The organism is Cesiribacter sp. SM1, assembly GCF_020178975.1.
Lineage (GTDB): Bacteria > Bacteroidota > Bacteroidia > Cytophagales > Cyclobacteriaceae > Cesiribacter.
In genome coordinates this window covers 91,335-103,050 of sequence record NZ_JAHXBU010000091.1, presented here as the reverse complement: position 1 = coordinate 103,050, position 11,716 = coordinate 91,335, and the positions used below count along the sequence as shown (strand labels likewise).

Sequence of the window (11,716 nt, the reverse complement as noted above, 5' to 3'; positions counted from 1 at the left end):
TAAGCTTTAAACGTAGCAAACAGTAGCAGGTTTGATAAAACCGGTAATAATTGTTGGCTTTTTTGCTTTTTATTAATGTAAATCTAAATCAATGAGCAGCAGTCGGTCGGAACGCCTTACACGAAGCTATAGCTATAAAATAAGTGTTCTAACCCTGCATCTATAGTATATAGGCATGCCGAAGGTGGGAGGGGTTTGGAAACACGGGCCTACTGGTAGGCATAAAAATGATTATGGATTTTTCGTAAATGTTGATTTCAATCTTCTTAAGGCACAACCACCAGCCCTCTTGATTGTACAGCTTCCATGTTGCTAATTGTTATGATGAGGCTGTTTCTGATCTCGCCCCATTCTTTTGATACTGTATGGGGCCTTGGTTCTTAATTCGATCAAGTTGAAAAATTAAGGAGCAGCCACAAAGTTTTCTTCACCGCCCGATTGCTTGCGGGTAGCAGAATCCCTAAATTCTCTTGAATTCATTTTACATTGAACTTTAAAATCCTTAACGGCATGAAGCCACAAAGCTGCAATGAAGTAGCCATCCGCCAGGAGTCGGGCGGTGGAGCGAGATACAGGAGCGTCTACTTATTTAACGTGAGTTAGGGATTAGCAACAGCGTCAGTTGCTCCATAATCGTGATTCCAGCGCAGACGGGGAGTTTACAGATAATAACAGGAATGGTGATTTCACCTGTAAAAGCAAACAGATCTCCCGCTTCAGGGGAATGAGGGCTTTAGTTTGACTGTGGAAGATGGTAACAAGTCGAGTATCAGTAGCTTCAATCCTTAACGCACGTTGTTTAGAGGGGCCAAAGTTCTGTATGTCTTTCTACACCTATCCACCCAAACACTCTTTTTGACTCCTTGAATACAGCAGTAGGGAAAGGATTATAAAATTGTGGTTCTGCAAACGAGGCTCCTTATCGGGCAGGGTTAAAAATAAAAAGACCCTTAGCTGCTTGCTAAAGGCCTTTTTTGTGATCCCATCAGGACTCGAACCTGAAACCTACTGCTTAGAAGGCAGTTGCTCTATCCAGTTGAGCTATGAGACCCCATTTGTGCTGCAAAGATATGTTTTTTCTTTATTTGGCACAATCTTCTATGCCTACATTAATCATTGTTTTTATGTAAAACAGTTTTTGATGTAAAAAGCGGGAGGTATCTGGCCCTATCAGGACTCGAACCTAGATATGTTCAGGTAAATAAAAAATGGTGGCTGTTTGGCCACCATTTTTTATACAGCCCCTATAGGGAGCCTGGTATGCATCTGTTATTGCTTCATCAGCCTGAAGTGCTTGGTAGTACCATTCATACGGGTGGTAACTATGTAGATACCACTTGGCAGCGATGGGTTAAGCTGGATGAGTTGGGTATTAACTCCCTGCTCAACTTTTATGCTCTTCGCGATCACCGGTATACCAACCGAAGTGGTTACAGTAACATATACCTCACCTTCGGTCTCGGTCTCTACTTTAACTTCAAACTCTCCATCAAACGGGTTAGGCGAAACGGAAATCAGGTTTTTGCTTCCCAGGTCAACTACCACCGGACCGAAGAATTCAAATTTAGTGTCCACATCGATCTGTTTCAGCCTGTAATAGCGAGTTCCGGTCTTACCTTTCTCAACATCGATGTACTGATACCTTTGCTCATAAGAGGCATTGCCATCTCTGGTTTCAATAAATGCCAGTTTACGGAACTGTTGGCCATCGTTAGACACCTGCACCTCGAAGCCGGTATTGTTTAGCTCCTTCTTCGTAGCCCAGTTCAGTACTACATTCGCCCCGCGTATTTCTGCCGTAATGTAGAGCATGTCTACTGGGAGTGGGATAACATTATCATTAGTTAGCTCATTTAAAATACAGTCTGGATAATTAGAAACCTGAACCCTGAGTCTCAGTACATCTGTAGGACTTTCTTCTCTGTAATAATTTGAAGCACCACTTTGAACCATTACCTCAGGTTGAGTAGGATCTTCCTGCCTGTACCAGATATAGATAGGATTACTGCCAAAGTTCATGGAACCAGACGGAGAAGCATAAACATCCCACTTTGTATACGTTTCGTCCCAGTAGATTGTAAGTATGCCTTCTTCCTTTGTTAATTCGTCAATGGTTAGTGTACCAACAGCAACTTCTTGAGCTTCTAATGATGGACATGTCTCTGATGATACCTCCACACTCACACTATAAGTACCTGCAGTTGCAGTTTCATCACCACTCAAATTTAATGTAGAACTTGTAGTGGTATATACCTTTACATAGGTGTTATCACTGTTATTAACAGTCCATGTGTAGCTTAAGGCAGGGGTGCCAGTTGTGGTGACATTCGCTGTAAAACTTGCAGTTCCTCTTACACAAATATCATCAATAAGAGTAGTCATAAATACCTCGAAATCATGTACAGTTATGGTAATGGCAGCAGTAGAGGCAATTTTGCTAGTGCACTTTGAACTTGTAGCTAATGCTTCTATATCTGAAGTGTAATCCAGTCGTATCTGATCACCATCAATAAGCTGAGCTTTGTCTACATCATCTATCTGTCCTGATAAAGCTGCTTTGATTTCGTTATGAGTTAAAATAAAATCATCTTCAGTTAACGGTATTCTAGGAGGATCACTTGCCAGAACAGGCCTTTTTCCAAGGACTTGTAAGACATAGACAGAACCATCTTTTCTTGTGAGTACCCACGTTAATTGAGCACTGGCAGTGTTCCAAAATTCCAGATTACCTCCTTTTAAAGCTGTGAATGTCACATCTTCTCCTTTGCAGATTGTTGTAGTGGATGCGGATAGAGTTATATTATACTCACTTGGCTCAGCAAAGTACAAATAGTTTGAAGATATACCACCTTTTGCTGAGGGAGGTAAATATGGATCCATACATGCAAACGTATTCTTAGGCGTTACCCTTACGCGTACATAGTCTGTAGCAGATAAGTTTGCTACATTCCTCCAATCTCTATTAGGACCTTCATCTTTGCCATTCCTTTCCCACTGAAAATTGAATAAATCAGAATTCAATCTTAAGTTATTAAGGGACACATTGGGTACAGCACTTCTTATTATTGGTTGCAGTAACCGTTGTGGAAAAGCTTTTTCGATCTCTGAGGGTTCTCTTCCAAGGGCAATGGAATAAGCAGGATTGTATTCAGCATTTTCTCTGATTTCAATTACATCAGTTATAGGTCGGTTTGTGTAGGGATAGATTACTTCAACATCTCTATAGACTTGCGCTGTAAAATTTATGTTAGTACCACGGCAAATTGTAAATGGATCAGCAATACTAATTACAGTATATACTGATCGATTGATCCTGATACTATAATCTCTAAAGTTTTTGCAATCAAAACTGTCTGTTCTGAAGTATCTAAGCGTGTAAAGGCCAGGTTCTCTATTACATGGTGTTAATAAAAATGAGTTGGTTAGGCTTGATTGTACAATATTTCCATTTTTGTCAATTAATTGGAATGATCCTTTCATTCCATTTTCATTTTCTGCATTTCCAGTAAAGTTAGTAGCACTCTCTCCAGTATAATATTGATAAACAGTTGTGCCGTTCTCGATTTTTGATGACTTTAATCCGGAAGTAATGTTTGGAGCTGCTGGGAGATATACTGTTGTAATGAATTCACTTCTAGCTCCATCACCACATTGGTTCCGAGGAGTTACATATATGCCTTTTGTACCTGCAGTAGTGGTAGTAAAGTCAACTGTAATTGTTCTGCCATCTGAAGACTGGACAAAACTAGCGCCTGGAGGAACAGTCCAAATATAAGATTCAGCTCCACTAACAGCACCAACTGAATAGACTACACCCTTCTCTCCCGAGCATACATCGGTTACACCAGTTATAGGACCTGCAGCAGCAGGTTTAGAGGTTATAGTAATCGAAAGATTGCTACCTGTGCCATAACAGAGGCCATTAATTGGTGTTACACCAATGGTTGCTGCCCCTACAGCCGCGGTTCTGAAGCTTACAGTTATAGCTTTACCATCTGAAGATTGAGTGAAAATGGCGCCTGCTGGAACAGTCCATTTATAGCTAGTGGCCCCAGTTACAGCTTCTATGGTATAAGTTACTCCAGATGCTCCATAGCAAACAGTGGTATTGCCTGTAATAATACCTGCTGGTGCAGGAGTGATTGGTTGATCATTTATAGTTACAGTGGTAGGATTGGAAACACATCCTGCATCAGTTTTGGCTGTCACATTATATGTTCCTGGCGCTACATTATTGAACACCATGCTGGTTGTGTAGTTAGTTCCATCTATACTGTAAGAATAGCCAGTTGGAGCTGTTACAGTGATGGTGCCAGTGGCTACAGTACAGGTAGGCTGCGTTAGATCAGTAGTAGGAGCATCTGGAGTGATTGGTTGGAGTTTTATTTCCACCCGAGTGGGATCTGAAATACACTCACCCTCTTTGACTCTTACATCATAGAAGCCAGGAGCTAAGTTGCTGAAGATAGTACTGGTCTGGAAGGCTCCTCCGTTTACATTGTAGCTTGAACTTGTGCCAGTTGGAGCTGTTACAGTGATGGTACCAGTGGCTACAGTACAGGTAGGCTGCGTTAGATCAGCAGTAGGAGCATCTGGAGTGATTGGTTGATCATTTATAGTTATAGTGGTAGGATTGGAAACACATCCTGCATCAGTTTTGGCTGTCACATTATATGTTCCTGGCGCTACATTATTGAACACCATGCTGGTTGTGTAGTTAGTTCCATCAATGCTGTAAGAGTAGCCAGTTGGAGCTGTTATAGTGATGGTACCAGTGGCTACAGTACAATTAGGTTGAATTAAATCAGCAGTAGGTGCATCTGGAGTGATTGGCTGTGCATTTATTTCCACTCGAGTGGGATCTGAAATACACTCACCCTCTTTGACTCTTACATCATAGAAGCCAGGAGCTAGGTTGCTGAAGATAGTACTGGTCTGGAAGGCTCCTCCGTTTACATTGTAGCTTGAACTTGTGCCAGTTGGAGCTGTTACAGTGATGGTACCAGTGGCTACAGTACAGGTAGGCTGCGCTAGATCAGCAGTAGGAGCATCTGGAGGGGTACACTGCCCCAACACCTCCTGCCCGCCAAACACAGACAGCAGGAGCAATAAAAAGACAGTAGCACCAAAATGCTTCCTGCTTCGGAGAATCTCTGGAAAGAAGAGAGTAAAATTTCTAATCATAAAAGTAGCGTTAAAATTTTTTAAGCCTGGGCTTTCTGTTTGGGCCTGCATGCAGGTGCCCCCTCTAAAAGATATAATTTGGAAAACCCTGGCTTAGCAAAAGCAGGGGATGAGAGACTGTTTACCTGAAACATAATTGGGTCTGTTTTTTGATTACGGGCTTCTCACTCGCTGTTCTGATAGAAAGCAGGGTAACCTATTTCATGGCGATGCAAGCGAGTAGTTGTCGGCAGCTCCACCATGATCAGCTTCTTCTGTTTCTGTAGATGGAGCGTTATAGGCCAAAAGCTCATAGGGTGTAATAAAAAACTTAAAAACTCTTTAGCTTTGATACATAAGGATCGGAAGCTATTACAGCATCAAATATAGGATAAAAATCATAATAAAGTTGAATTTTAAGTTTTTTACTTAAAATATTATTAAAATCCGCACCCTATATGTGTATAAATAAACCTAATCTTACATGTGTTCAAGTAATTCTTGAAGTACTATCCGAAGATATGATTTGTATTTATTTTCAAGATATACGTAAGATTATTAACGGTGGGGGTACAAAATGGAAAAAATTTATAACATTTCCTTTCCACAATACCTTTCCGGTCTTGCCTTGTTGCTGCTCTTGAAGGGGTGAGAAAAATGTGTTCTTCTTTCTGCTATTGCTGAGTGTTAGCACATTGATGGCTTCCCGCTAATGTTTAGCCCATCCCCGCAGGGATTCAAATGTGCCTGTATGCCTGGCGGCAGCTCTGTTTATTCATAGCAGTTCAGCATAAAAACTAACCTCCACAGCTGGCTTTCCTGTCTTGTTGCTTCTAATCAATAGTAGCTAAAATGTTGTGATGAGCAATGGATAAGGAATGCTTAAGTGCTGGTAGTAAGCAGAATATCAGTCTGAAGTGTGATGGTGGCGGTGCGGTATTGACAAAAAAATCGTGAATTGCCTTTTGCTACGATGAGGTCGCTGTGGCTGCATCTGTTCTTTGATGCGTGGAACAATCATTCTGTTATCTTTCAAAGTACTGCCCTTAGCAAAGGGTAATAAAAAAGCGTTCTGCCTTTTCGCAGAACGCTTCCCTGTTTCAGCCCATAAGGCTCCAGCCGGTGCGATAGTCTCGTTTTACAAACTGGTTGGCTTCATCGAAGTTGGTTACCTTCATGTTGGCGCCATCCCACAAGAGCTTGATGTGCCTGCCGGGATAATCAAAGCGGCTGGGATCGTCTTTTCTGGGATGGCGGATGTCGTAGCTCCTGATGGCCAGGTTGCCTATCAGAACTGTTTCGGTTAAGGGACCGGCGATGGAGAAAGGGGCACTTAAAAGCTGTGCCTCCCTGCTGCCCGTCCCTGCAATGGCAGCCTCTACCCATTGCTTGTAATGCCCTTCCTGGCCGCCTTCTACACGGGGAATAGTCTTAGGCACGTTAACCTCCTGCATGCGGGAGGTAGGGAGCAGACGGGGGTTCTGGCCATAGGTGGAGCACATCATCTTGCCTTTGGTGCCTACGAAAATCACACCATTGCCGCCATCGCCCATAAGCTCATTGGGGCCTAGCTCTTCAGGCCTTTCGGGCTGTATGCCGCCGTCCATCCAGTGCAGCTTTACATCGGGTTTGCCGGCCTGGCCTTTAAACTTCAGTACCACATGAGAGGAGGGGGGGCAGCTCTCCGGGAAGTAGCCCCGCTTGAATTCATCAACATATACCGATCCTACACTGCATTCGGCCTCTGTGGGGTACTGCAGGTCCAGGACACGGAAGGGGGCCTCAACCAGATGGCAGCCCATATCGCCCAGGGCGCCTGTGCCATAGTCCCACCAGCCGCGCCAGTTAAAAGGCACCAGCTTATCGACATAGGCTTTTTCAGGAGCAGTACCCAGCCAGAGGTTCCAGTCAAGGCCAATGGGTACGGCAGACTTTTGGGCCGGCCAGGGAATTCCCTGTGGCCACACAGGCCGGTCGGTCCAGGTATAAACGGTATGTACATCGCCGATGATTCCGGCATTGTACCACTCCATGAGCTGGCGCACGCCATCTCCGGAGGCCCCCTGGTTGCCCATCTGGGTTACTACCTTGAACTTATTTGCAGCTTCGGTAAGCATCCGTGCTTCATGTATGTCGTGCGTCAGGGGCTTTTGCACATACACATGCTTGCCCAGCTGCATGGCAGCAATGGCCTGTACCGCGTGGTTGTGGTCAGGGGTAGATACTGAAACGGCATCTATATTCTTGTGCTCCCTGTCAAGCATTTCCCTATAATCTTTGTAGTATTTGGCTTTCGGAAAAGTCTCTTTGCTTTTTGCTGCACGCGCGTCGTCAACATCGCAGAGATAGGCTATGTTAGCTTTGCCGCTTTTGAAAAAGCTGGTCAGGTCACTGGCACCCTTGCCACCCACACCAATGCCGGCTACCTGCAGCATATCGCTTGGTGCTGTAAAACCCGGACCTCCCAATACATGCCGGGGTACTATATAGATTCCTGCTAATCCCAGGAGGGAGTTTTTTAGAAAGCTTCTGCGAGAAGACTGCTGGCTTTTGTGCTCGGGGGTAATGTTGTCTGCCATAGTTGCCGATTGGGTAAAAATGGATCTAATAAAAGAAGTATCAGCGACTATAATTTATGAATAATCCTTTTCTGTTCAACCTTATGCCTGCATTAATTCCGGGTGTGCTGCTTTTATGTAGCTGTGGCAGACAAGTCAACGCCTGAAAACTGGCGGAAGACAAACGCTGCACGCTTACCCATAAAAAAGCCACTGCCCCAATAAGGCAGTGGCTCCTGATTTGATAGCAGGCTTGCAAATCAGATTTTGCAAAGACCCAGCAGGAAACTTCTATAAACGTTTTATCCGGATGTTCCTGAACCAAACGGGATCTCCGTGGTCCTGCAGGGCTATTTTTCCCTCCTGGAAAGTACCAAAGCCTTCCATGTCCTTAAACTTGCTGTTGGCAATCATTTGCCGCCAGTTGTCGTCCCACAGGGTGGTGGTAACAACATTTTGTCCGTTTAAAACAAACTGCAGCTGATTATCCCTGCTGATCACTTCCACCTGGTTCCATTCGCCAACCGGTTTGGCAGCTTCTGGCGTGGCGGTGATCAGATCATAAAGATCGCCAGCCCGGTGTTTGATGATCTTGCCGTCGGGATGGCCTTCGTTGTGCAGGATCTGCATTTCCGGACCTGTGTTATAGGGCTCGGGATACTTGCTGGTATCTTCCTGTACATAAAACATAATGCCGCTGTTCCCTCCTTCGCCAATCTTCCACTCCAGTTGGAGGTGAAAATCTTCAAACTCCTGCTCCGTTACCAGATCGCCACCAGCGGCTGTTCCTGTGGTATCCAGGTAAAGAACGCCATCCTCTACCTTCCAGGCACTGCCGGTGGTTTCTTGCCCATAGCTGTGCCAGTGCTGCAGGCTTTGCCCGTCCAACAGGGATATCCATTCACCACTGGTGCTGGTAGTATCCTGTTGTGCGAGGGCATTTTCTTCCTGATTTTCGATACCGGGGGTATTGGAATTACAGGCGGCCATAAGCAGTGCCAGGCCTGCGGAAGCAAAAGCTGCTTTCATTTCTTTATTTCTGTAATGAAAGTACGTAGCGCGCCATTTGTTCGGCTTCTTCCTGGCTATGCTGCGGGTGGGCGGTCATGGGAACATTGCCCCAGTTGCCGGCTCCGCCTTCAATAATCTTACGGGCTAAAAATGCCACAGCAGTATCGTTGCCCCTGTATCTTTCTGCAACATCTACATAGGCCGGACCAATTACCTTTTCATTGTCCTTATGGCAGGCTACACAATCAGAGTTAGCAATCAGCTCCCGGCCTGTCTGCTGGGCATCTGTATTGGCTGTTTCTGTGGCAATGCCTTCTTCGGCGGCCTGTTCTACGGCAGGTGGTGTTTCGTTATTGCTTTCGCTGCCGCCGCATGCCATAAAGGAAAAGGCAAGCGCTATAAATAAGGTGTACTTCATTGTTTCTGTACTATGGTTGAATTTAAATTTTTGTTCTCAAGGTGCTGAAGCGGTGCTGCAACCCTGTTAACTACGTTTTAATGTATCAATAGGTTAACTTTAGTCCTGTATGCCCAGTACTTTCTGGTTGAGCTGTTCATCGCTGCCAGCAGAGGCAAAATCATCAAATGCCTTATCGGTTACGCGGATGATGTGGTCCTGGATGAAAGGCGCACCCTCTTCGGCGCCCTGCTGCGGATGCTTAATGGCACATTCCCACTCCAGCACGGCCCAGCCCTTAAAGTCGTAGGCAGAGAGTTTACTGAAAATGCTGGCAAAATCTACCTGTCCATCACCCAGGGAACGGAAGCGACCGGCGCGGTTAACCCAGCCCTGGTAGCCGCCATACACGCCCTGCTTTCCGGTGGGGTTAAATTCGGCATCCTTTACATGGAACATTTTGATTCTATCATGATAATAATCTATGAAGGTGAGGTAGTCCATGGCCTGCAGCACAAAGTGGCTGGGGTCGTAGAGAATGTTGGCCCGCTTATGACCCTTCACCTTGTCCAGGAACATTTCGAAGGTAATGCCATCGTGCAGGTCTTCACCTGGGTGCAGCTCGTAGCATACGTCTACACCACACTCATCAAAAGCATCCAGTATGGGCAGCCAGCGCTTAGCCAGTTCGTTAAAGCCGGTATCCACAAGTCCGGCTGGGCGCTGTGGCCAGGGGTAAACGGTTTGCCACAGCAGTGCTCCTGAGAAAGCACCACAGGCATTCAGCCCCATGTTCTGCGAGGCTTTCGCTGTATATTTCATTTGCTGAATGGCCCAGGCAGTTTTTCCTTTCAGGTCGCCTTTCAGAGATGGGGGAGCAAAGGAGTCGAACAACTCATTGTAGGCCGGGTGAACGGCTACCAGCTGTCCCTGCAGGTGTGCGGCAAGTTCAGTCAGCACAAGACCGTTTGCTTCTACAGTGCCTTTTATTTCATCAGCATAGGTTTTGCTTTCTGCAGCTTTTTGTACATCAATAAAGCGCTTTTCCCAGGCGGGTATCTGAACGCCTGCATAACCCAACTCTTTTGCCCATTTACATATACTGTCTAAAGTATTGAATGGTGCCCCATCGCCTGCAAACTGGGCCAGGAAAATGGCTGGTCCTTTAATAGTGGTCATATCGAAAAGATTATAAAAAGTAAGTTTAAAAATTGAACGGACTGCTTAAAGATAGCAGTTTTGGTGAATCAGAGCGAAAAAGAGGTCCATTTCTCGTTGCTGTCGCTGCTTTTCACTACATTTTCTATAAAGGCCATGCCGCGCAAGCCATCTTCGGCACCCGGAAAATCGAGCCATTCTGCTTTGGGCTCTTCGCCGTTCTTGCGGGCGTGCAGGCAAAGGGCAAAGTTGCGGTAGTGGTTAGCGAAAGCCTCCAGGTACCCTTCTGGGTGACCGGCAGGGGTGCGGGTGTTGTGGCTGGCATAAGAGCTCAGATAACCTGTGCCTGCCCGCCAGATTTCTGCAGGCTTGTCGAGCCATTTGATCAGGAGGGTGTTGGCATCTTCCTGCTGCCACTCCAGGCCACCTTTTTCGCCATACACTCTTACTTTGATGTTGTTTTCTTCGCCGGCGGCTACCTGTGAGGCCATCAGGGTGCCGGAAGCACCATTGCTGAAGCGGAGGAGTACGGCGCCATCGTCGTCGAGCCGGCGGCCTTCTACAGCAGTATTCAGATCAGCGCAAAGCTTGCTTACCTCCAGGCCCGATACGTACTCTGCCAGGTTAAAGGCGTGGGTGCCAATATCGCCCATGCAACCAGCTTTGCCACTCTGGCTGGGGTCTGTGCGCCAGGAGGCCTGCTTGTTTTCCTCGCTCTCCAGGGGTGTGCTTAGCCAGCCCTGAGGATACTCTACGTATACCTTTCTGATTTTGCCCAGCTGGCCGGATTTTACAAACTGCTTTGCCTGCTTTACCATAGGGTAACCGGTATAGGTGTGGGTAAGGCAGAAAAGCAGCTTGCTTTCCGATACTATATTATATAAGTCATGCGCTTCCTGCAGGGTAAGCGTCATGGGTTTATCAAGCACAACATGAAAGCCGGCTTCCAGTGCAAGCCTGGCAGGCTCAAAATGTACGTGGTTTGGGGTAACGATGCTCACAAAGTCCATGCGCTGGTCTTCTGGCAGGGCCTTTTCCTTTTCGAACATTTCTTTGTAGGAGCCATATACCCTGCTAGGGTTCAGGTAAAGGGTTTCGCCGGCGGTTCTGGACTTTTGCGGATCGCTGCTGAATGCACCGCATACCAGCTCAATTTCACCATCCATAAAAGCAGCAATGCGGTGAATGGCTCCGATGAATGAGCCCGGCCCGCCGCCGATCATGCCCATTTTAAGTTTTTTGTTTTTCATGTTGTAAATTGATTGGCGATAGATTTTAGTATAATTGGCGATAAGAAAGTTTTAAAAATTTAAATTTAATAATATCTTAAAATTTAAAATTAACTAGCGCATGCCCTTGAGAGGGCAAAACTATTGTTTGCCAGCTGTTAAGCAAGTATTTTTTTAATAACCTGTATCCAAAGTGCTGT

6 protein-coding genes and 1 tRNA gene are annotated in these 11,716 nt (G+C 45.8%); all 7 read right to left on the bottom strand.

Annotated features, from left to right (window positions below; translation table 11 throughout):
* Positions 1–977: 977 nt before the first annotated feature.
* The 7 genes from KWJ01_RS18415 to KWJ01_RS18385 all read right to left on the bottom strand — a co-directional run bounded on the left by KWJ01_RS18415 (position 978) and on the right by KWJ01_RS18385 (position 11,537).
* Positions 978–1,051: transfer RNA gene (locus KWJ01_RS18415), tRNA-Arg, on the bottom strand.
* A 218-nt stretch (positions 1,052–1,269) separates the two neighbouring features.
* Positions 1,270–5,184, bottom strand: a complete 3,915-nt coding sequence (locus tag KWJ01_RS18410) for a T9SS type A sorting domain-containing protein (RefSeq protein WP_224998449.1) — start codon at positions 5,182–5,184, stop codon at positions 1,270–1,272.
* A gap of 1,079 nt (positions 5,185–6,263) precedes the next feature.
* Positions 6,264–7,742 carry a Gfo/Idh/MocA family protein gene (locus KWJ01_RS18405; RefSeq protein ID WP_224998447.1) on the bottom strand — a complete coding sequence of 493 codons (1,479 nt, stop codon included), beginning with the start codon at positions 7,740–7,742 and terminating at the stop codon, positions 6,264–6,266.
* A gap of 270 nt (positions 7,743–8,012) precedes the next feature.
* Positions 8,013–8,750: a DUF1080 domain-containing protein gene (locus KWJ01_RS18400; protein WP_224998445.1), complete on the bottom strand. Its 738-nt coding sequence runs from the start codon at positions 8,748–8,750 to the stop codon at positions 8,013–8,015.
* Between the two features lie 4 nt (positions 8,751–8,754).
* A complete protein-coding gene (locus tag KWJ01_RS18395; protein ID WP_224998443.1) occupies positions 8,755–9,150 on the bottom strand; it encodes a c-type cytochrome in 396 nt (131 codons plus the stop codon).
* A gap of 99 nt (positions 9,151–9,249) precedes the next feature.
* Positions 9,250–10,308, bottom strand: coding sequence for a sugar phosphate isomerase/epimerase (locus KWJ01_RS18390; RefSeq protein ID WP_224998441.1), 1,059 nt, complete (start codon positions 10,306–10,308; stop codon positions 9,250–9,252).
* A gap of 68 nt (positions 10,309–10,376) precedes the next feature.
* Positions 10,377–11,537 (bottom strand): Gfo/Idh/MocA family protein, encoded by a 1,161-nt coding sequence (locus KWJ01_RS18385; RefSeq protein WP_224998439.1) that lies wholly within the window; start codon positions 11,535–11,537, stop codon positions 10,377–10,379.
* Positions 11,538–11,716: the final 179 nt, after the last annotated feature.